Here is a 21,246-nt window from a genome sequence, read left to right as displayed (position 1 = left end):
AACAAGCGTCGAACTGCTTTGCCCAAACCTCTCCAGCGAAAGCGTCCTGCGCCGTGGCCCATCAAGAACTGGCGATTACCCCCGTAACTTCCAAGGCCGATCGCAAGGCTTTCGTCGATCTGCCCTGGCGGCTCTATGCCGATGATCCGAACTGGGTGCCACCACTGAAGGATGAAGTGTACAGCCTGATCACGCCGGGCAAGAACCCCTTTTTCGGACATGCCGAGGCGCAATATTTCCTGGCGCGCCGGGGAAGCCGGGTGGTGGGGCGCGTGTCCGCACATCTCGATCATCTGGCTCTGACCCAGCCGGCCGAGCAAGGCATGGGGCCGGGCACCGGCAATTTCGGCCTGTTCGAGGCAGAGGATGCCGAAACCGGCGCAGCGTTGATCGCAACGGCGGAGGAGTGGCTGCGGGGCAAGGGCATGACCCGTGCGCTGGGACCGATCTCGCTGTCGATCTGGGAGGAACCGGGGCTGCTGGTCGAAGGCTTCGACCATCGGCCGACCGTAATGATGGGCCATGCAAAGCCGGAATATCGGGCAATGGTCGAAAGTGCCGGGTATCAGCCCGTCAAGCAGCTCAAGACCTATGAACTGGACATCACGCAGCAATTTCCGCCGCTGATCCAGCGCATTGTCCAGTCAGGCGAGAAGAATGAACGCATCCGCATCCGCAAGGTCGACAAGTCCAGATTCGACAGCGAGGCGGCAATCATCCTCAACATCCTGAACGACGCCTGGGGCAATAATTGGGGGTTCGTGCCGATCACCGACGAGGAGGTCACGCATTTCGGCAAGCAATTGAAGCCCATCGTGTTCAACGACCTCATCATGATCGCGGAGCTGGAGGGAGAACCCGTTGCTTTCATGATGACGCTTCCCGACCTCAACGAGGCGATAGAGCCGCTCAACGGTTCGCTTTTTCCCTTCGGCTGGGCGAAGCTGCTCTGGTGGCTGAGAAAGCCCAAGGTCCGCACCATGCGCGTGCCGCTGATGGGTGTGGTCCAGCGGTTGCAATCTTCGCGCATGGCCAGCCAGCTTGCCTTCATGATGATCGAATATATCCGCCGCAGCGCCACAGCCAATTATGGCGCGACGCGGGGGGAAATCGGCTGGGTGCTGGACGACAACCAGGGCATGAACGCGATCGCCGATGCCATCGAAAGCCGGGTGAACAAGGTCTATCAGATATACGAAAAGACGCTCTGAACAGCTGCCCGCAGGTGCAGGGAGGACGGTCAGGGAACCGCCACCTCCACCGCGCCCGCCGCGACCTGAACCGTGACGGGCGTGCTGGCCAGCACTTCGCCGTCGATGGAGATGCGCTGCGGCGGCCGGGTTTCGATCCGGAATGCCTTGCCCCGAAACTCCTCCGTCTGCGCATCGCGATCGCGCAGCTTGAAGAATTTGGCGTACCAGTCCCAGGCAAGCCGGGCATGGCTGCGCCCGACGACCGCCTGTATGACGATGTCCCCGGTGTCCACATCCGCCTGGTCGGACAGTTCCACCCCGCCATGATAGGGGCCGTTGAGGATGCGCACCTCCGTCGCCCACATATTGGGCCGCTTCACGCCGTCGTCCAGCATCAATCGGAAGGCGCGAAAGCCTATGGAGCATTTGATCGCCCATAGAAGATAGCCGACCCGGCCCAGATAGCGCTTCAGCTTGTGCGGCACCGTCTCCCCAATGCGAGGCGACAGGCCGAGCGAGGCTGCATTCACGAAATAGTCGCGGTCGATCATGCCCAGGTCGATGCGCCGCCGCCGGCCGCCGGATATCACCGCCACGGCACCCTCCAGATCGAGCGGAATGCCCAGGGTCCGCGCAAAACTGTTCGCGGTGCCCAGCGGCAACACGCCAAAGACGCAATCCTTGCCCACCAGTTCGTCCACCGTTCCGGAAAGCGAACCATCGCCTCCACCCACGATCACCATAGGCGCACCATCCGCTACGGCGCCGCGTACCGTTTCCTGCAATCGCTCCGGCTCCTTCACCGCATGTGCCGCTATCAGGCGCAGCCCTGCTTCTTCCAGCATGGCCTTGGCGTCCTTGAACAACGCCTCTCCCCGGCGGGAATGCACATTGACGATCAGAACCGCTTCACGCGGCAAATTCCTGGCGGGTGGGGATATCGTTTCCATGCCTCAACAACACGCAACCGCGCACGGAGGTCCGAAACCATGAAAGGCCTTGCCCGTTGATGAGCAATGGCTCGCATCGCTCATCTGTCGGACATTCATTTCGGCGCGCATGATCCCCGGATCGTGACCGCCGCCGAAGCCTGGCTGCAACAGCAGCAACCGGATCTGGTGGTCATCAGCGGCGATTTTACCCAGCGCGCGCGGCGCGAACAGTTTCGTGAAGCGGCAACCTGGCTCAACCGGCTGCGGGCGGCGGGCATGAAGCTGCTGGTTGTCCCGGGCAATCACGACGTTCCGCTCTATGATCTTGCCCGCCGCTTCGGCGCGCCGCTGCGCCGATACAAGCGCTACATCAGCAATGATCCATGCCCTTTCTACCAGGATGAGGCGGTCGCGATACTGGGCCTCAACACCGCGCGATCGCTGACCATCAAGGATGGGCGGATCAACCATGAGCAGATGGACATGCTTCGCGAGAAATTCGCGTCCGTGGCGTCGGACAAGACGCGCATTCTCGTCACCCATCATCCCCTCTTCGCCATGCCGATCGGCAAGGGCGGGGAGTTGAGCGAAGCCGTCGGCCGCCATGAGGATGCCGTGCAGGCGGCGACGGAGGCGGGCATTCACATCGCGCTGGCCGGTCATTTCCACCAAACCTATGCGGAGGCGGCGGAGAAGATGGTGGCGCATGCCGGCGGCGCGCTGGTGATCCAGGCGGGAACCGCGACCTCCACCCGCCTTCGCAATGCCGAACCGCAAAGCTTCAACTGGCTGCACGTCCACCGCCATGACGAGATCGAGTTGCAGGTGGTGGCATGGGACGGCGCCAGCTTCCAGCGCGGCCAGCATATCGGCTATTTCAAACAGGGCGGCGCATGGATCAAACGGGATATGTCCGCGCGCTAGGACGGATCGACATTCAGATGATGACGAGCCGAAAATGGTGGTTTTTCGTGACCCGGCGCGCAGCGTACTTCCGGTACGTGAGCACCGGAAGCACGAAAGGCCGACATTTGCAGGCCGTCAGGGCTGAATGTCGATCCGGCCTAGCCGAATGCTGCCTCGGCCAGGGCCGCGCCATGATCCCGGATGGCGCGAGGCCAATCGGCGGAGGCGCTTTCGAACCCGGCCCTGTCCTTCGCATAAAGCGCGCGGATCGCCTCCTCATAGCCGGCCCGGTCGCCCGCCATCACGGTCAGGAAATGATAGGCCGCGTCCATTGCCGTGCGTGGCGAAGGCTTTGCCCCGGCGTCCTTGCGCGCCGCCTCGACCAATCGCCGCAGCGTTACGGAAGCGCCGCCGGGTTGCGTCGCCAGCCAATCCCAATGCCGGGGGAGCAGCGTCACTTCACGCGCCTGGACGCCGAGCCGGGGACGCCCGCGGCCACGGGGAAGCTGCGGCACGGGACCGCGCAGGTCGATATCCACCTGCCGGCCCGTGCTGTCATCGAACAGCAGCAGAGACTGAGCTTCCGTCCCCATGGCATGAAGCGTCGCGCGCACCTCTTCCTCATCGCCCGTCGCAATCCAGAGGTCGCCTGCAAAGGCCGTCAAAGTGCGTGTCATGCCGAAATCTCCTTCGGCACGCGATTTATTATCCGGATAAAATAAAGTCAAATAAATTCCGGGTAAAATTATTCCATCAGTTCTACCCAAGCCGGGGCATGGTCGCTCGCCTTTTCCCGCCCGCGAAAATCCTTGTCGACCTGCGCGTCGATCAACCGGTCGGCGGCGGCCGGGCTCAGCAACAGATGATCGATCCGGAACCCCGCGTCACGCGGCCACGCGTTCATCTGGTAATCCCAATAGGTCCATACCCCGCCCGCCGGATGCCGGGAAGCGATGGCGTCGGTCCAGCCATCGCCCAACAGGCGGCGATAGGCGGCGCGGCTTTCAGGCTGCATCAGCGCGTCGTCGGCCATGGCCTTGACCGAATAAACGTCCCTGTCGCGGGGAATGACATTGTAATCGCCCGCCAGGACCGCCGGCACTTCCTCTGCCCAGATCTCCGCGGCGCGGAGGCGCAGACGCTTCATCCAGCGCAGCTTATAGTCGAATTTCGGTCCCGGTTGGGGATTGCCATTGGGCAGATAGATGCTGGCGACGCGCAGCCCCTTCACATCGGCTTCGAGATAGCGGCTATGTTCGTCTTCGACCTCGCCCTCCAGCCCGCGCCGCACCTCGACCGGCGTCTCTCCACGGGCCAGTATCGCGACTCCGTTGAACCCCTTTTGCCCGTGCCAGATCGCGCCATAGCCGACATCCTCGATATCCTTCACCGGAAAGGTCTCGTCGGACGTCTTGATTTCCTGGAGGCAGGCGATGTCGGGCCGCGTCTCGTCGAGCCACTCCAGCAGGCGCGGCAGGCGCGCCTTGATCCCGTTGATGTTGAAGGTGGCGATGCGCATGGCCCAAATCTCCTTGCGCGCATCCCTAAAGACTTCATCCGCCCCTCTACAAGAGCGGTGCGGCGATTAAATCGAAAAGCTTGTGCCGCAGCCGCAACCAGCGGTGGCATTGGGGTTCGTCACCTTGAACGCCTTTCCGCCAAGGTCGGACACGAAATCCACCGCCGATCCGCGAACGAGGTCGATGCTGACATCGTCGACCACCAGCGTGACGCCGTCCCGTTCGACCACGATATCGTCTGCCTCCACTGCATCGGCCAGGCCGAAGCGATATTGGAAACCCGAACAACCCCCGCCTTCCACCGCCAGGCGCAGGATGGCGGGCTTGCCCTGCTTGGCCGCGATGGCGGCGACACGGGCAGCGGCCGAGGATGTAAGGTCAATGTCGGTCATGGCGCCTAGATAGGATCAAGCAAAAGGCCCGACAAGCTCTCGCCTGCCGGGCCTTGGGAAAGAAAGATTGGCGGGGCTTCAGTCGGCCGCCTTTTCCTGGGCCCTGGTCGGGCCGCCCATGGCGACCGGCGGCTTGGTGTTCATCGCCACCAGATAGTCGGGTCCAGCCACGAAGGGTATGGGGTTGATCGCCTGGCCATCGACGCGCACCTCATAATGCAGGTGGCTGCCGGTGGAACGGCCGGTCGAACCCATGAGGCCGATCAACTGGCCGCGATGGACATAGCTGTTCGCGGCAACCAGCAGCTTCGACATATGGCCGTAGCGCGTTTCCATGCCGCCACCATGCGAAATCTGCACGAGATTGCCATAACCGCTGGCCCAGCCGGCGCGGCTGACGATGCCGTCGGCTGTCGCGTAGATCTTGGTGCCCAACGGGCCGGGGATGTCGATGCCCTTGTGCATGCGGGCGCCGCCGTTGAAGGGGTCGGAACGGACACCGAAATTGGAGGTCAGGGAGAGTTTCTCGACCGGACGTCCCGAGGGGATGTAGTTGGCCGACTTGGTCTGGCCGTCCAGCCGCTGGAGGCTGGAGAAGAGATTGGAGAAACCGACATCGGCAGGGCCAAGCGCGCTGGTGTTGATTTCCGACGCATCGCCATAGGGATCGTCTTCGTCGGCCTTGGCCTGGGCCGGGACGGCGGCGCATAGCGCTCCCGCCATACCCATTGCTCCAACCATCTTGAGCGCAGAACGGAACCATCGCGCAGCGCGCGCATTTTCAATCTGAAGAACCAACATGCCGACCCCGACTATCAACCGGAGGCTTGTGCCTCTCGGCTATCCCCACGTTAACCAAAATGCGACTGATGCCGCCACCCGCTGGAGCGAAGAGGACATGTCCCGGCTCATTGTGCAAGCGGAGTGTAAAATTCCCGCGTTAAACCGGCTTGTCGACGCGCCGAGTCGTTGAACGGCGGCTTCAACGCGCCCCGAAAGTGGCGTTTCACAAGGATTTGGTAATGATTTGCGGGGTTCACGCCCAGCCGCTTCGTCGCATGGTCGAACCATTTCGTCCCGGCAAAGACATGGCGAATCTCATCCGTCATGATCCTCTGCAAAATGCGCGCCGACATTTCATCCCCCGCTCCCTGGAAGCGAAGGATGGTGGCGGGGGTGATGTCGAGCGCCCGCGCCTCCAGCACCATCGGAACGATGGCAAGGCGGGCGAGCGCATCATGCGCCGTCTCGCTGGCTGCCTGCCACAGCCCGTCATGCGCCGCCAAAGCGCCATAATGGCTGCCAAGTTGCCGCAACCGCCGGTCGAGCAGCGCGAAATGCATGGCTTCGTCGGCGCCCACGCGCATCCAGTCATCGGTGAAATCGCGCGGGAATTCCGCCCCGAACCGTCCGATCAGGTCAAAGGCAAGATCGATGGCCACGAATTCGATATGGGCGAGCGCATGAAGCATCGCGATCCGTGCCCGATCCGAACCGATCTTGCCGCGCTTGGGCATCTGGTTGGGCGGCAGCAGTTCGGGCTGGTCCGGGCGCGCCGGACGATCGGGCATGTCCGCGTCGAAGCGATGCGCCAGCCGCCCCATCCGCCAGCCGCGCGCAACCGCTCGCGCCGCCATCAGCTTGGCCAGCGGATCAGGGGTCAGCAGCACATGCGCGCAGGCCGCGCCCACGCTGTCGATGGCGATAGGGAGCGTCAAAGGCCCTTCGCTGCCTCCAGCACTTCGGCGGCGTGGCCCTTGACCTTCACCTTCGGCCAGATGCGCTGGATCTTCCCGTCAGCGCCAACCAGAAAGCTTGCCCGCTCGATCCCCATATATTTGCGGCCATAGAGCGATTTTTCCACCCAGGTGTCGAAAGCCTCGCACATCTCGCCCGGCTCGTCGGAGGCAAGCGTGACGGTCAGCCCATATTTCTCTGCAAATTTCTTGAGCCTGGCCGGCTTGTCCCTGGATATCCCGACCACCGGCATGCCCAATGCAGCGAAATCAGCGGCCAGCGCCGTGAAATCCTTCGCTTCGCTGGTACAGCCGGGCGTGTCCGCCTTGGGATAGAAATAGACGACCAGCGGCTTGCCCCTGTAGCGCGCCAGCGTGAAATCCGCGCCGTCGGCATCCTTCAGCGTCACTTCCGGCACGGCATCGCCCACGTCCAGCATCGTCATTCCTCCTTGAAGGGCGCGGCCAGCGCCGCCCACGCGTCAGCCACCCTTTGCCGGGCCTGTGCGTAGCTTTCAAGCAGTGCGTCCCAGCTTTCGACGCCGCAGGCCCGCGCCACCAGAGGACGGGTGGCTTGCGGAGGTTCGGTCGATCGGGGCGAAACCAGGCGGGAAACGATCAGGAAACGGGTGATGAGGTCATGCGCCCCGACCAGTTCGGCCGGCAGGTGGTCGGCCGCGACAAGCTGCTCCAGCGCGGCGCGCAAATCGGGGTCGAACGCCATATTGTGGCGGAACTGGGTGATATGGATCAGGAATTCCAGGTCGATCAGCCCGCCCGGCACCAGCTTCACGTCCAGGTCGCCCGCAGGCGGCTTATGCCGGGCGATGTCGCCGCGCATCTTCACCGCCTGGCGCGCCAGCTCCTCGAAGTCACGCGGCCGCTCCAGCGTTTCGGTGAGGATCGCCCCCAGCGCCGCCCGCGCCGCACCGGAACCGAAGACCGGGCGGGCACGGGTGAGCGCCAGATGCTCCCAGGTCCAGGCCTCCTCGCGCTGGTAGCGGGCGAAGCTGTCGAGGCTGACCGCCAGCAGGCCCTGCGCGCCGGAGGGGCGAAGGCGGGTGTCGACCTCATAGAGCGGCCCCGCCGCCGTTTGCACCGACAGGGCATTGGTGATGCGCTGGCCCAGGCGATTGAAATATTGCGTTGCGCCCAGCGGCTTCGCGCCATCGGATTCGGTTTCAAAGCTGCCCGTGAAAAGATAGACGAGGTCGAGGTCGGAGGCATGGGTCAGCACCCCGCCGCCCAGCCGCCCGAGCGCCAATATCACCATCTCGCCGCCGGGCACTTTCCCATGGGCGCGCTCGAACTCAGCGACGGTGGCGGCACTCAGCGCCTCGATGGCAGCTTCGGCAACGCGGGAATAGCCCCGTCCTGCTTCCAGCGGATCGCCGCCACGGATGATCTGCGCGCCCAGCGCGAAGCGCCGGTCGTTCACCCGCTGGCGCACCCGGTCAAGCAGCGCCTGATAATCCTCCCCCTCCTCCAGCCGGGCAAACTGGTCAGCCAATATCCCCACGGCGGGCGGCGGGTCGAAGGCGGATGTGTCGATCAGCCCGTCCAGCAGTTCCGCCCGCCGCCCCAGCGCATCAGCCAGCGTCGGCGCATGACTCAGCAGTTCGGCCAGCAGTTCGACAAGGCCGGGCCGGGCCGCCAGCAGCTTGAAGAAGTTGATCGCGCTCGGCAAACGGCCGATCAGGTCGTCCAGCCGATTGAGCGCCCTCGCCGGATCGGGCGCCGCCGCCAGCGTCCGCATCAATCCCGGCAGCAACTCCTCCAGCGCGTCCCGCGACGCGCCGCTGCGCAGCGCGCGGACTGTGCCCGAACGCCAGCGCGCGATCCGTGCCAGCGGTGTTTCCGGATCGTCAAAGCCCAGCTCGACAAGCTGCGCCTTCAGCCGGTCCTCGTCCACCGACAGCGATTCGCTGGGCGCCGCAGGGGTCAGCCGGTCGTAATTGCTGCCCACCCACTGCACATGCGGACGCAGCAGATCAAGCAGCGCGCCGCCATCCTCCAGCCCGTGCAGCCGCGCGACATTGTCCATCGCCTCGGCCGATTTGGGCAATTCATGGGTCTGGCGGTCCTCCACCATCTGCAATCGGTGCTCGACGGTGCGGAAAAGAACATAGGCTTCGTCCAGCTTGGCGGCCACATCGCCCTCGAACACGCCGGCACCCGCCAGAGCGCGCAGCGCCTCCCGCGTATTGCCCGATCGCAGGGACGGATCGCGGCCCCCATGAATGAGCTGGTGCACCTGGGCGAAGAATTCGACCTCCCTTATGCCGCCACGCCCGCGCTTCAGGTCATAGCCGGGCCCGAAGGCCTGCCCCTGCGAATAATGGTCCCGGATCCGGCGCGAAATGTCCGTGATCGCATCGATAGCGCCGAAATCCAGACTGCGGCGCCAGACGAAGGGACGGATCGCCTGCATGAAATAATCGCCAAGCGCGATGTCGCCCGCCGCCGGCCGCGCCCGGATGAACGCCGCCTGCTCCCAGCCGAGCGCGGTCGATTCATAATAGCCGATCGCCGCCTCCACCGGCAGGGCGATCGGCGTTACCTCCGGGGAAGGTCGCAGGCGCAGGTCAACACGAAACACATAGCCGTCGCCGTCGCGGGCATTCAGCAGTTCGCTGACCCGCCGGCCGATGCGCACGGCCGCGTCGGCCGGATCTTCCCGCTCGCCATGGGGCAGCGTCCTGGGATCGTAGAGCAGGATCGGGTCGATATCGGAGGAATAGTTGAGTTCCCGGCTGCCATGCTTGCCGAGCGCCAGCACCACGAAACCCCGCTTTTCCGCATCCGGATAGCGCTCAGCCATGGCGGCGGCCAGGGCCTCCTCCAGTGCCTGGTCGGCAAAATCCGACAGGGTACGCGTCACCCGGTCCAGTCCCCAGGCGCCCGCCAGATCCGCAGCGGCGGTCACCAGGGCCACCGCCCCGCGCCTGCGCCTCAACGACCGGGCGATACCATCCTCCGGCGCCGCCACCTGCTGCGCGGCCGCCCAGGCGCCGTCGAAATTCCCGCGCTCCACCAGATCGGCAATATCCGGAAAACGATCCCATTGCCGAGCGAGGAAGGGCGAATGCGCCCTGATCCTCGTCGCGACCGCCAAACGGTCCGTCACCATAAATCTCCCATAATGGAGCCGATATTGCTTGCCGCTGCGACGAACGCCAGAAACTTTTGCACGACTTGGCAGTTATTTGATCATGGAAATGCAACGCAAACCCTTCGGCCGGTCAGCCCGGATTCAGGAAGGCGCGATCCGCCGCGTCCTGAACGTCGGCGTGCCGCAGCCCTATGAGGGGGTGGGCAATGCGTTGCGATCGACCTTCCGCGCCAGCAGTGGGACGGTGCCGGACGACATGCTCGACCTGCTGGCGAAGCTGGACCAGCACTAGGGTCTCGATCTGATTGAATCAGATCGCCGCTCTGGATTCCTTGTTTCCCGCGATTTCTTGACCAGCAATCGGTTCCGGTCGCCTGGAAATCGCTCTAGCATTTTATTTACTTCGGCGGTTTAGGGTAGCGCGCACAATGCAGGATGCGCGCTCATGATCTACAAGGCCTTTGCCGCGGTGACGCTGATCGCCGCCCCGATCGTCGTACTGACGGTGCAGAGCATCGTGCCGTCAGCCCCGCAGACAGCAGTTCCGTCACCCATGGCGCCAACCCCGGCTCCGGTGATGATGCCAACGCCGGCTCCAGTCGTGACGCCGGCCGCAGCCATGCCGTCTCCGCCGCCACCGCCACCGCCAGACGCGGGAAATCTCTCCTTCGGCCAGCCCATGCCAGAAGCGGGTAGGCCCCTTCTCGCCCCCGGAGCCGGACTGCCGGCCGCACCCGCATCAAACTCCGCGCCGATCCAAAGCGTACAGTCGTCGGGTGAGGCGCCGAAATAGCCGAAATAAGGACGGGTCTCAGATCTCCGGACCTCAGGCGCCCTTGAATGTGTCGCACTGCGCGGGGTCACCGCTATCCAATCCCTTGCGGAGCCAGGTCATCCGCTGCTCGCTGGTCCCATGGGTGAAGCTCTCCGGAACGGGACGGCGGCCAGCCGCCTTTTGCAGCGTGTCGTCGCCGATCGCCTGGGCCGCCTTCATCCCTTCTTCCAGATCGCCCGGTTCCATCAGGCCAGTGCGCTTGGCCCACACGCCCGCATAGCAGTCGGCCTGCAATTCGACCCGCACCTGCAGCGCGTTGCCCTGTGCCTCGCTGACGGCGCGCTGCTTCTGATTCACCTCGCCCAGCGTTCCTTCCAGATCCTGCACATGATGACCCACCTCATGCGCGATCACATAGGCCTGGGCGAAATCGCCGGGCGCGCCGAAGCGCTGCCGCAATTCGGTGAAGAAGTCGGTGTCGAGATACACTTTCCGGTCATTGGGGCAGTAGAAGGGGCCCATGGCGCTCTGCGCCGCGCCGCATCCCGACGAACCGTTCTGGGAATAGAAGGAAAGGACCGTGGGCTGATATTGCTGACCCGCCTGCTGGAACAGCGATCCCCAAACGCGCTCCGTCGATCCCAGCACCTTGAGGGACCAGTGCTGCACGTCGCTGAGCCTGGAGGAATCACGAGAGACCTCGCCACCCTGCGGCATCTGGCCGCCGCCCCCCATCAGGCTCAGGGGATTGACGCCCATGACCGCCATTATGATCAGCACCACGACGATTCCGCCGCAGCCGAACCGGCTGCCGATCAGCGGCAGCAGCAGCCCCAGGCCGCCGCCCAGCCCACCGCCCAGGCCGCCACGCCCGTCCTGGATCTCGAAATTGGTGCTTTCCCGTTCGTCGTCGAGCCGCATCTCGTCCCTCTCTTTCCCTCGCCTGCCTATTCCATTCCGTCACGCGTGGGAACGCCCCCGATGCGGCGCGGGTTGCGCGGGCCATGACGCCCCATGAAGAGATTGTAACGAGACATTCAGTTGGAATGCCGAGCGACTATTCTATATTGCGCTGCGACATGGCCGATACCGAATCCCAGCCGCGCCGGCGCGCTAACACGCCCCTGCCCCTTCCCCGCGAAGTCGCCCTTCTGCTGCAGGGCGGCGGAGCGCTCGGATCCTTCCAGGCCGGGGTTTATCAGCGGCTCGACGAGCTGGGCATCGACATCAGCTGGGTTGCGGGCATTTCGATCGGCGCCGTCAACGCCGCCATCATCGCCGGCAATCCGCCGCATAAACGCCTTGGTCGACTCAAGAAATTCTGGCTGACCGTCTCGGGCGGGATGCCCAATGTCGTCCTGCCGGAGATCGACCATATCCGGGAGGCCGCCCATCTGATGGCGGCCGGGTCGGTCGCGACCTTCGGCGTGCCGGGCATGTTCCGCCCGCGCCTGTGGCCCGCGCCGCTGATGCCGGAGGGTACGCCCGGCGCGATCAGCTTTTACGACAGCGCGCCGCTGAAGGACACGCTGGACGCGTGCGTCGACTGGGACCTGCTGAACGACGGGCCGGTCAGGCTGTCGGTGGGCGCGGTGGACGTGGAAAGCGGCAATTTCGCCTATTGGGACACGCGCGGCCGGGGCGGCAACACCCGCATCGACGCGCGCCACATCATGGCGTCGGGCGCGCTGCCCCCCGGCCTGCCGCCGATCGAGATCGACGGCCGCTGGTATTGGGACGGCGGCATCGTGTCCAACACCCCGCTTGCCCACGTGCTGGACCACCAGAGCGAGGACATGCTGGTGTTCCAGGTCGATCTCTTCCCTGCCGAAGGGCCGATGCCGCGCCAGATGACCGACGTCTATTCCCGCACCAAGGACATTCAATATTCCAGCCGTACCCGTCAGGTGACCGACCAGTATCTGCGGTTGCGCAAGGAGCATAAGGCGATCCGCGCGCTACTCGAAAAGCTGCCGCCCGAATTGCAGGACGATGCCGATGCCCAACGGTTGCGGCAGTTGCTGGACACCGGATCGGTCAACATCGTCCATCTCATCTATCGCAGCCGCGCCTGGGAAAGCGGCGCGCGCGACTTCGAATTTTCCCGCGCCACCATGCTCGATCACTGGTCCCAGGGCCGCGACGCGGTGGAGGAAGTGATGCACAAGGGTGACCTCATCGCTCGCAACATCGTCAATGGGAAGAGCTCCAGCTTCGACCTCGACGCACCCGACCATCTCAAGGAGAAGCAGGCATGAGCAATTCCCAATCCGGCCAGTTCCTGTCGGGCAAGACTGCCCTCATCACCGGGTCGACCTCCGGCATCGGTCTCGCTTATGCCAAGCTGCTTGCCGACCAAGGCGCGAATGTCGTCATCAACGGTTTCGGAGACGCGGACGCCATCGAGAAGGAACGCGTCGGGCTGGAGGCGTTGAGCGGAGCAAAGGCGCTCTACAGCGGCCATGACCTCACCGACACCGGGCAGATCGAGGCGATGATGAAGGAAGCCGCCGACACTTTCGGCGGCGTCGATATCCTCATCAACAATGCCGGGATGCAGCATGTCGCGCCGGTCGAGGATTTCCCGGTCGACAAATGGAACCTCATCATCGCGCTCAATCTCAACAGCGCATTCCACACCTCCCGCCTCGCCATTCCCTATATGAAGGAAAAGAAGTGGGGGCGGATCATCCAGACGGCCTCGGCGCATTCACTCACCGCCTCCCCCTTCAAGAGCGCCTATGTGACGGCGAAGCACGGATTGGCGGGCTTCACCAAGACGCTGGCCCTGGAACTGGCGACCTTCGGCATCACGGCGAACTGCATTTCGCCCGGCTATGTATGGACGCCGCTGGTGGAGAACCAGATTCCCGACACGATGAAGGCGCGCAACATGACGCGGGAGCAGGTGATGAACGACGTGCTGCTGGCGGGGCAGCCGACGAAGCAGTTCGTCACGGTCGATCAGGTGGCGTCCATGGCACTCTATCTGTGCAGCGATGCCGCCGCCAATATCACCGGCGCCAATATGAGCATCGACGGCGGCTGGACCGCGCAATAAACCACCTATCCCATATAATCCACCACCCCTCGCAGCTTTCCCCAGAAAGCAGCGAGGGGCTTTTTTTATCTGTTGTTAGCCGTCACCATCAAGCAGCTCAGTGCTAGCCCTTTTTTGCGCTTGGGATTGCATGATGGTGAATAATATGTTCCCCCAATAATCGAAGTCCCATGACTTCCAAAAAACAGGGCCGTTCATTCGCCGAAAAAGGGGAAGAATGATGCGTTGCGTGAGGATGTTCTGCTACGGATCGGCTTTTTTCTTGATCTCGATTAACAATGCGTCGGCGGAAGATAAAAATAGCGGCGACGATACGCCCCTTGTCATGGCGTCCGACTTTGACCTTTCCACCACATCCGGGTCTCCTGATTTTGAACGCCCTCCCGATATGTCAGCCAGCCAGCCGCTGCTGCCAAATGGCTTCGATCTTGCGCAACTGACGCAGACACCCTCACCTCTCCTGCCACCTTCCATCCAGGGCCCTGATCTTTCGCCCTCGCCGCAGCCGACCGATCCGGACGGCCGTTACCACTCCCTCGGCAGCCGCCTCATGGCGGTAAAATGGGAAGCGCTCGGCCTTTTCGCCTATGTCACCGCGGCCCAGACCTATTGGACGCACGACACGACATCCTTCCACTTCAAGGATGAGGGATGGTTCGGCCGGGACACGACGAATCTGGGCATCGACAAGCTGACCCACGCCTTCAACGCCTATCTTATCACGGAATTTCTGGGCGCGCGGATCGGCAAAAAGACCGGCGACCGGAAAGCGGCCGCCCTGCCCGCCGCGCTGCTGTCCATGGGCGTCATGTTCTACAGCGAGTTGTGGGACGCCCATAAGACAGACAGCGGCTTTTCCATGCAGGACCTGACCTTCAACACCCTGGGCGCGACCTTCTCCGTCCTTCGGCACAACGTGCCGGGCCTTGAGGACAAACTGGATTTCCGCCTGCTGATGATGCCCAATTCCCAAATCTACACCTTCAAGGGGAAACGCCATTATGAACAGCAGCGCTTCCTTCTGTCGCTGGAACTGGCGGGTTTCAGGCAGTTCAGGAACAGCCCGCTACGCTTCATAGAATTGCAGGTCGGCTACCGCGGCAGGCATTTCAGCAATGCGGAGCGCGCCGCCGGAGTCATTCCCGACCGCGACATATTTTTCGGCGTTTCGCTCAACATCAAGGAACTCTTCTTCAAGAACAGCCGATCGAAGCTGGGCCGCGCCGTGGCCAGCGGGCTGAATTATCTTCAGCTACCCTATACCGGGGTCTATAAATATTGAGCGGCAAGGAGGCGCCAAGCAACAACCACCCTTAAAAATCCCGGCAAATCTCCCTATGCTGCGATGCAAATCCAGGGAGACCCATCAATGCGTCATGCGTTGACGGCCATCATGGCCGCCGCCAGCCTTATTTCCATTGCCCATGCCCAGCCTCCCGGCGCACCCGCCGAGGTGGCAACGCCGCCCAATGTCATCGCCGCGACCATCGCGAAGGACATGGACGGGCTGATGACGCTCTATCGTGACCTGCACGCCAATCCCGAACTGTCGGAACAGGAAAGTGCCACCGCCGCCAAGCTCGCCCGGCGGCTGAAAGCGATGAAGTTCGCCGTCACCGAAAAGGTGGGCGGTACAGGCGTAGTCGCAGTGTTGAAGAACGGATCCGGCCCCGTGCTGCTGATCCGCGCCGACATGGACGCCCTGCCCGTTACCGAACAGACGGGTCTGGAGTTCGCCTCCAAGGTCAGGGCCAAGACCGCCGACGGGACCGAGACCGGCGTGATGCACGCCTGCGGCCATGACACGCACATGACCGCCTTCATCGAAACCGCGCGGCTGCTCTCCTCCATGAAGGAGGAGTGGAAGGGCACGTTGGTGATGATCCTCCAGCCTGCCGAAGAAGTGGGACGCGGCGCCAGGCTGATGCTGGAGGATGGTCTCTACACCCGTTTCCCGCGCCCGACCCATGCCATCGCCTTTCACGACGCGGCCAATCTGGAGGCAGGGAAGATCGGCTATACGCCGGGCTTTGCGCTCGCCAATGTGGACAGCATCGACCTGCTGGTACGGGGTTCGGGGGGCCATGGCGCCTATCCGCAGACGACGCGCGATCCGATCGTGCTGGGCGCGCGGATCGTTACCTCCCTGCAAACGCTGGTCAGCCGGGAACAGGACCCGTTCGACCCGGCCGTCGTCACCGTAGGCAGCTTCATGGGCGGCACCAAGCATAACATCATCCCCGACGAGGCGAAGATGCTGCTCACCGTGCGCAGCTATTCGGACGAAACGCGGGAAAAGCTGATCCGGGGCATAGAACGCATCGCGAGGGGGGAGGCGATCGCGGCCGGCGTGCCGGACGACAGGATGCCGGTGATCTCCGTGAAGGACGAATTCACCCCTTCCACCTACAATCCCCCCGCTTTCGCCAACCGCATGGCGGATGTGCTGAAGGCTCATTTCCCCGCGGGAACGGTCGGCGAGACCAAGGCCTCCATGGCTGGGGAGGACTTTGGCCGCTATTACCGCGCGGACAAGAGCATCGAGAGCTTCATCTTCTGGGTCGGCGGCGTGCCGGCGGAGCAGATGGAGAAAGCCAGGACCGGCGCGATCAGCCTGCCCTCGCTGCACAGCCCCTATTGGGCGCCCCAGGCTGACAAGGTCATCGCCACCGCGAGCGAGGCCATGACCGTGCTGGCGATGACCATATTGAAGCGGGAGTGACAGCCGCCGTCACGACGCTGCCCGTAGGGAGGGCATTCAGCCCTGGGCTTCCCGCAGCCTTTCATGATGCCGGATCACCTCATCGATGATGAAGCGCAGGAATTTCTCGGTGAAATCGGGATCCAGATTGGCATCGGTGGCCAACTGGCGCAGGCGGGCAATCTGGCGCTCCTCCCGCCCCGGATCGGCGGGGGGCAAATCGTGGGTCGCCTTGTGCTCGCCGACGGCCTGCGTGATCTTGAACCGCTCCGCCAGCATGAAGACGAGCGCCGCGTCGATATTATCGATGCTCTCGCGATAGCGCTTCAGCGTTTCGTCCACTTTCATCCTCCGCAAGGCATCGCCATGGCGGCGGCTTTGCGCCCGAACGATGCATCGATCAAAATATCGGCGCTTTTTGCCGTTTCCAGACGCCCGCGCAAGCTATTCCCGCTTGCCTTTAGCATTTTGCGCCGCCACATGGCCCTTGTCATGACAGCATCCGCCACCGGCAACGTCCACCCCATCGGCCGCGCCAGCAGCGCGCCTTCGCTCGCCTCCATGATGGCGCTTGTCGCCGAGGGCATGAACCAGGTGAACGCCGTCATACTGGACCGGATGCAGTCGCGCATCCCGCTGATCCCGGAACTCGCCGGCCATCTGATCGCCGGCGGGGGCAAGCGGATGCGGCCGATGCTGACGCTCGCCTGCGCCGATCTGGTGGGCTATGCCGGATCGCGCCACTACAAGCTGGCCGCGGCCGTGGAGTTCATCCATACCGCGACGCTGCTGCATGACGACGTGGTCGATGGATCGGGGCTGCGCCGGGGACGCAAGACCGCCAACATCATCTGGGGCAACAGCGCGAGCGTGCTGGTGGGCGACTTTCTCTTCTCCCGCTCCTTCGAACTGATGGTCGAGGCGGAATCGCTGAAGGTACTGAAGATTCTCTCCAACGCGTCCGCCGTGATCGCGGAGGGGGAAGTCAACCAGCTGACCGCCCAGCGCAAGATCGACACCAGCGAAGAGCAATATCTCGACATTATCGGCGCGAAGACCGCCGCCCTGTTCGCCGCCGCCTGCCGCATCTCCGCCGTGGTCGCCGACCGGACGGAGGCGGAGGAGCAGGCCCTGGACGTCTATGGCCGGAATCTTGGCATCGCCTTCCAGCTTATCGACGACGCGATCGACTATGAATCCGACGGTGCGACCATGGGCAAGGATGCGGGCGACGATTTCCGCGACGGCAAGGTGACGCTACCGGTCATCCTCGCCTATGCGCGCGGGTCGGAAGAGGATCGCGCCTTCTGGAAGCAGGCCATCGCCGGCAACCGGGTGAGCGACGAGGATCTGGCGCATGCCACGGCTCTGCTGCGCGGGACAGGCGCGATCGCGGACACGCTGGCGCGGGCGCGGCATTATGGACAACGGGCCATCGACGCGCTCGGCATGTTCGACAATGGCAAGGCAAAGGCCGCGCTGACCGAAGCGGTCGAATTCGCCATCGCGCGGGCTTATTGAGGGTTTGGCAGGCCGGTTCGTTTCGACCATGCTGTTCCTGTGGTGGCAGGAGCACATAGCGCTTCGTTCCGCCAGGACCTGTCGCCCATGATCCTTTCCCCGGAAACCATCGCTTTCCTCATGGCCGCCGCCCTGATGGCGGGGTGCATCGACGCGATGGCGGGCGGCGGCGGGCTGATCGCCCTGCCCGCCTTGCTCGCGGCCGGAATCCCGCCTGTTCCGGCGGTGGCGACCAACAAGCTGCAATCGGCGCTCGGCACTTTCGGCGCCTGCCTCGCTTATGCCCGCGCGGGGCATATGGATCTGAAGGCCTATCGCTGGCCCATATGCGCCGCCTTTGCGGGATCGGCTGGCGGAGCGTGGCTGTTGCAGCGGGTCGATTCCTCGATCCTGGCGGGGCTGATGCCCGCGCTGCTGATCGCGCTCGCCGCCTATTTCACCTTCTCGCCGAAGGTCGGCGAGATGGACCGGCGTCAGCGCGTCGGGCTGGGGCTGCTCAGCCTGCTGATCGGCGTCATCGGCTTTTACGACGGCTTCTTCGGGCCGGGTGCGGGCACTTTCTACACCACGATTTTCATCGTGCTGGGCGGCCTCGGCCTTGTCAGGGCTACTGCGCAGGCCAAGGCGGCCAATCTCGCCAGCAACCTTGCCGGCCTGCTCACCATGATGGCGGGCGGCCATGTCCTCTGGATCGTCGGCCTTGCCATGGCTGTGGGCAGCATTACCGGCGGGCAGATCGGATCGCGGCTCGCCATGCGCTTCGGCAGCCGGCTGATCCGCCCGCTGCTGATCATCATGTCGCTGGCGCTGACGGCAAAGATGCTGATCGATCCAAAAAACCCCATCCACGCGCTGCTGTTCGGCTGATCCTTGCGCTCGGCCCGGAATGACGCGAGAGGGACAGGCATGACCGCCCTGCCCATCCATGCCGTGCTGCCCGACCTGCTCGCCGTCCTGCGCGAAGGCAGCAATGCCGTGCTGGTGGCGCCGCCGGGAGCGGGCAAGACGACCGCGGTCGCCCTGGCCCTGCTGAACGAGCCCTGGTGCACAGGGCAGGTGCTGCTGCTCTCCCCCCGCCGGCTTGCGGCACGCGCAGCGGCGGAGCGGATTGCCGAACTGATCGGCGAGGAGCCTGGCGGCACGGTCGGCTATGCGACACGCATGGACTCGCGGCTTTCCGCCCGAACCCGCCTGCTTGTCCTGACCGAAGGGATTTTCGTGCGGCGGATCCAGGACGATCCGGAGCTTTCGGGCATCTCCGCCGTCCTCTTCGACGAAGTGCATGAGCGCAGCCTGGACAGCGATTTCGGACTGGCACTGGCTCTCGACGCCCAGGGCGCCTTGCGACCCGACCTGCGGATCGTGCCCATGTCCGCTACCCTGGACGGCGCGCGCTTCGCCACGCTGCTGGCCCATGAAGGGAATGACGCGCCGGTGGTGGAAAGCGAGGGCCGCATCCAGCCGCTGGAACTGCGCCATGTCGGACGCGCCGCAGAAAGGCGGATAGAGGATGCGATGGCGGCCACCATTCGCCAGGCGCTCAGCGATGAGGCGGAAGGCGACCTGCTCGCCTTCCTGCCGGGCGTGGCGGAAATCGAACGGACGGCGGAGCGGCTGGAAGGTGCTGGGGCAGAGGTCCACAAGCTGCACGGCTCGCTGGAACCCGCGGCGCAACGGGCTGCGATCCGCCCCTCGCGGGAGGGACGGCGGAAAGTGATCCTGGCCACCTCCATCGCGGAAACCAGCCTGACCATCGAGGGCGTACGCATCGTGGTCGACAGCGGGCTGGCGCGACGGCCCCGCTACGACCGGGCGGCGGGGGTGACGCGGCTGGTGACGGAGCGGGCGAGTCAGGCGGCCGCAACCCAGCGGGCCGGCCGTGCGGCGCGACAGCGGCCGGGCGTGGCCTATCGCCTCTGGGAAGCAGCAGCGACGGCGGGCATGCCGCCCTTCGACCCGCCGGCGATATTGGAAAGCGACCTGTCGGGCCTGATCCTGGATTGCGCGCTCTGGGGCGTGGACGATCCGGCTCGCCTGCGCTGGCTGGACGTGCCGCCCGCCGCCGCCGTGGCGGAGGCGCGCAAGCGGCTCATGGCGCTGGAGGCGCTGGATGCCGACGGCCGCATCACCGCGCATGGCAAGATGCTCGCCACCCTGCCGCTGGAGCCGCGCATTGGCCATATGCTGGTGCGGGCCGGCGAGATGGGACTGGCAACGGTCGCCGCGGAAATCGCCGTCCTGCTTGGCGAACGGGGCATCGGCGGGCAGGATACAGACCTTTCGCAGCGGCGAATCCGCTGGCGGCGCGAGAGCGGGAAGCGGGCCGACGCCACGCGGGCGATGGCGAAGCGGTGGGCGAAGCTGGCCCCGGCAGACGCAGCCAGGACTTCGCCTCTGGTTGCGGAAGAAGGCCATGAAGCCGGTCTCTGCCTCGCCCTTGCTTTCCCGGACCGGCTTGCCAAACGCCGCTCCGCGGACGGGGCCGATTGGGCAAGCATCGGCGGACGCGGCTTCCGGCTCGACCCGCTCAGCCCGCTGGCCAGGGAGGAATGGCTGGCGGTGGGCGAAGTGCAGGGCAGTGCGGCCGGCGCCCGCATCCTTTCCGCCGCGCCGATCAGCGAGGCGGAAGTGATTGCCCTGTTCGCCGGCCGGATCGCGGAGCATCGCACCGTGCGGTTCCGGCCCGCCAATGGCGGCATAGAGGCGCTGCGTGAAAGGCGGCTGGGCGCGGTGCGGCTTTCCTCCGGCTCCGACGACCGGCCCGATTCCGACGCGGTCATCGCCGCCCTGGTCGAGGGCGTGCGGCAGGGTGGGCTGGAGCTGCTTCCCTGGTCGGACGCCGCGCGGTCGCTCAGGATGCGGGCCGCCTTTGCCGGGGTGGAGGCGCTCTCGGACGCCGCGCTGATGGAGACGCTGGACGACTGGCTCCCGCCGCTGTTGCAGGGCAGGCGGCGGCTCTCCGACATCGACCGATCGCAACTTTCCGGCGTGCTGGAAGGGCTGATCGGCTGGGACGGCAAGCAGCAGGTCGACCGGCTCGCCCCGCCTGAATTCCGTTCCCCCGCCGGCAGCGGCCATGAAATCGACTATGCCGCTGAGGGCGGCCCCCGCGTCGAGCTGCGCGTCCAGGCCCTGTTCGGCCTCGACCAACATCCGGTCGTCGGCAGCGGGCGCATTCCACTGGTCCTTTCCCTCACCTCCCCCGCCGGCCGGCCGATCCAGACGACGCAGGACCTGCCCGGCTTCTGGGCGGGCAGTTGGCGCGCCATCGCCAAGGAAATGCGCGGCCGCTACCCAAAGCATCCCTGGCCGGACGATCCGGCGGCAGCCAGCGCCACGCTGCGCACGAAACGGGCCGATGCCAAGGGGAAGCCTTGACTTGGGTCCATTCGCTGGT

At 64.6% G+C, this 21,246-nt stretch carries 22 protein-coding genes; 10 read left to right on the top strand and 12 right to left on the bottom strand.

All coding sequences use genetic code 11. From position 1 onward, the window contains the following. Positions 1–53 precede the first annotated feature (53 nt). Positions 54–1,211, top strand: a complete 1,158-nt coding sequence (locus MRBLMC3_RS22090) for an N-acetyltransferase (protein ID WP_363832366.1) — start codon at positions 54–56, stop codon at positions 1,209–1,211. Positions 1,212–1,240: 29 nt separating this feature from the next. Here MRBLMC3_RS22090 and MRBLMC3_RS22085 read toward each other — a convergent pair whose 3' ends face one another. Then, complete coding sequence (locus MRBLMC3_RS22085; protein ID WP_363832364.1) at positions 1,241–2,143, bottom strand: diacylglycerol/lipid kinase family protein; 903 nt, start codon at positions 2,141–2,143, stop codon at positions 1,241–1,243. A 66-nt stretch (positions 2,144–2,209) separates the two neighbouring features. Between MRBLMC3_RS22085 and MRBLMC3_RS22080 the strand changes: the two genes are divergently transcribed. Continuing rightward, positions 2,210–3,049: a metallophosphoesterase family protein gene (locus MRBLMC3_RS22080; RefSeq protein WP_363753553.1), complete on the top strand. Its 840-nt coding sequence runs from the start codon at positions 2,210–2,212 to the stop codon at positions 3,047–3,049. A 140-nt stretch (positions 3,050–3,189) separates the two neighbouring features. On the opposite strand, the gene MRBLMC3_RS22075 is transcribed toward MRBLMC3_RS22080, so the two are convergent. The 7 genes from MRBLMC3_RS22075 to MRBLMC3_RS22045 all read right to left on the bottom strand — a co-directional run bounded on the left by MRBLMC3_RS22075 (position 3,190) and on the right by MRBLMC3_RS22045 (position 9,809). Further along, on the bottom strand, positions 3,190–3,708 hold the full coding sequence (locus MRBLMC3_RS22075) for a DUF2239 family protein (RefSeq protein ID WP_363832361.1): 519 nt from the start codon (positions 3,706–3,708) through the stop codon (positions 3,190–3,192). A gap of 68 nt (positions 3,709–3,776) precedes the next feature. Then, positions 3,777–4,550: an exodeoxyribonuclease III gene (gene xth / locus MRBLMC3_RS22070; protein WP_363832358.1), complete on the bottom strand. Its 774-nt coding sequence runs from the start codon at positions 4,548–4,550 to the stop codon at positions 3,777–3,779. 66 nt (positions 4,551–4,616) lie between these two features. Next, a complete protein-coding gene (gene erpA / locus MRBLMC3_RS22065; protein WP_363832355.1) occupies positions 4,617–4,943 on the bottom strand; it encodes an iron-sulfur cluster insertion protein ErpA in 327 nt (108 codons plus the stop codon). Positions 4,944–5,021: 78 nt separating this feature from the next. Further along, entirely contained in the window at positions 5,022–5,744 is a 723-nt protein-coding gene (locus MRBLMC3_RS22060; RefSeq protein WP_363739244.1) for a M23 family metallopeptidase, read from the bottom strand. Positions 5,745–5,851: 107 nt separating this feature from the next. Continuing rightward, positions 5,852–6,661 (bottom strand): ferritin-like domain-containing protein, encoded by an 810-nt coding sequence (locus tag MRBLMC3_RS22055; RefSeq protein WP_363832352.1) that lies wholly within the window; start codon positions 6,659–6,661, stop codon positions 5,852–5,854. Next, complete coding sequence (gene bcp / locus MRBLMC3_RS22050; protein WP_363832408.1) at positions 6,658–7,119, bottom strand: thioredoxin-dependent thiol peroxidase; 462 nt, start codon at positions 7,117–7,119, stop codon at positions 6,658–6,660. The genes MRBLMC3_RS22055 and bcp overlap by 4 nt, the downstream gene beginning before the upstream one ends. A gap of 2 nt (positions 7,120–7,121) precedes the next feature. Beyond that, positions 7,122–9,809, bottom strand: a complete 2,688-nt coding sequence (locus MRBLMC3_RS22045; protein WP_363832349.1) for a bifunctional [glutamine synthetase] adenylyltransferase/[glutamine synthetase]-adenylyl-L-tyrosine phosphorylase — start codon at positions 9,807–9,809, stop codon at positions 7,122–7,124. A gap of 82 nt (positions 9,810–9,891) precedes the next feature. Between MRBLMC3_RS22045 and MRBLMC3_RS22040 the strand changes: the two genes are divergently transcribed. Continuing rightward, complete coding sequence (locus MRBLMC3_RS22040) at positions 9,892–10,083, top strand: hypothetical protein (protein WP_363739239.1); 192 nt, start codon at positions 9,892–9,894, stop codon at positions 10,081–10,083. Positions 10,084–10,241: 158 nt separating this feature from the next. Here the strand turns inward: MRBLMC3_RS22040 and MRBLMC3_RS22035 are convergent, their stop codons facing one another. Continuing rightward, entirely contained in the window at positions 10,242–10,412 is a 171-nt protein-coding gene (locus tag MRBLMC3_RS22035) for a hypothetical protein (protein WP_363739237.1), read from the bottom strand. A gap of 205 nt (positions 10,413–10,617) precedes the next feature. Continuing rightward, on the bottom strand, positions 10,618–11,487 hold the full coding sequence (gene ypfJ / locus MRBLMC3_RS22030) for a KPN_02809 family neutral zinc metallopeptidase (protein ID WP_363739235.1): 870 nt from the start codon (positions 11,485–11,487) through the stop codon (positions 10,618–10,620). A 158-nt stretch (positions 11,488–11,645) separates the two neighbouring features. Here ypfJ and MRBLMC3_RS22025 point away from each other — a divergent pair, with 158 nt between their 5' ends. The 4 genes from MRBLMC3_RS22025 (at position 11,646) to MRBLMC3_RS22010 (ending at position 16,349) form a co-directional block, all read left to right on the top strand. Next, the gene (locus MRBLMC3_RS22025; protein ID WP_363739233.1) at positions 11,646–12,824 is read left to right on the top strand and encodes a patatin-like phospholipase family protein; all 1,179 of its coding nucleotides are present in this window, start codon (positions 11,646–11,648) and stop codon (positions 12,822–12,824) included. After that, positions 12,821–13,627 carry a 3-hydroxybutyrate dehydrogenase gene (locus MRBLMC3_RS22020; RefSeq protein ID WP_363832346.1) on the top strand — a complete coding sequence of 269 codons (807 nt, stop codon included), beginning with the start codon at positions 12,821–12,823 and terminating at the stop codon, positions 13,625–13,627. Before MRBLMC3_RS22025 ends, MRBLMC3_RS22020 begins: the two co-directional genes overlap by 4 nt. Before the next feature lie 388 nt (positions 13,628–14,015). Beyond that, positions 14,016–14,909 carry a DUF2279 domain-containing protein gene (locus MRBLMC3_RS22015; protein WP_363832344.1) on the top strand — a complete coding sequence of 298 codons (894 nt, stop codon included), beginning with the start codon at positions 14,016–14,018 and terminating at the stop codon, positions 14,907–14,909. 87 nt (positions 14,910–14,996) lie between these two features. Next, entirely contained in the window at positions 14,997–16,349 is a 1,353-nt protein-coding gene (locus tag MRBLMC3_RS22010) for an amidohydrolase (RefSeq protein WP_363832343.1), read from the top strand. A 36-nt stretch (positions 16,350–16,385) separates the two neighbouring features. Here MRBLMC3_RS22010 and MRBLMC3_RS22005 read toward each other — a convergent pair whose 3' ends face one another. Next, positions 16,386–16,676: a chorismate mutase gene (locus tag MRBLMC3_RS22005; RefSeq protein ID WP_363739227.1), complete on the bottom strand. Its 291-nt coding sequence runs from the start codon at positions 16,674–16,676 to the stop codon at positions 16,386–16,388. After that, positions 16,673–16,810: a hypothetical protein gene (locus MRBLMC3_RS22000; protein ID WP_363832414.1), complete on the bottom strand. Its 138-nt coding sequence runs from the start codon at positions 16,808–16,810 to the stop codon at positions 16,673–16,675. Before MRBLMC3_RS22000 ends, MRBLMC3_RS22005 begins: the two co-directional genes overlap by 4 nt. Positions 16,811–16,820: 10 nt before the next feature. Here MRBLMC3_RS22000 and MRBLMC3_RS21995 point away from each other — a divergent pair, with 10 nt between their 5' ends. The 3 genes from MRBLMC3_RS21995 (at position 16,821) to hrpB (ending at position 21,227) form a co-directional block, all read left to right on the top strand. Then, the gene (locus MRBLMC3_RS21995) at positions 16,821–17,849 is read left to right on the top strand and encodes a polyprenyl synthetase family protein (RefSeq protein WP_363739226.1); all 1,029 of its coding nucleotides are present in this window, start codon (positions 16,821–16,823) and stop codon (positions 17,847–17,849) included. Positions 17,850–17,936: 87 nt separating this feature from the next. Continuing rightward, a complete protein-coding gene (locus MRBLMC3_RS21990; protein ID WP_363739225.1) occupies positions 17,937–18,716 on the top strand; it encodes a TSUP family transporter in 780 nt (259 codons plus the stop codon). A gap of 39 nt (positions 18,717–18,755) precedes the next feature. Beyond that, entirely contained in the window at positions 18,756–21,227 is a 2,472-nt protein-coding gene (gene hrpB / locus MRBLMC3_RS21985; RefSeq protein ID WP_363832340.1) for an ATP-dependent helicase HrpB, read from the top strand. Positions 21,228–21,246 lie beyond the last annotated feature (19 nt).

This window comes from Sphingobium sp. LMC3-1-1.1 (genome assembly GCF_040676285.1).
Lineage (GTDB): Bacteria > Pseudomonadota > Alphaproteobacteria > Sphingomonadales > Sphingomonadaceae > Sphingobium.
Note: the sequence above shows the minus strand (reverse complement) of the source record. Positions and strands in the feature narration are given on the sequence as shown.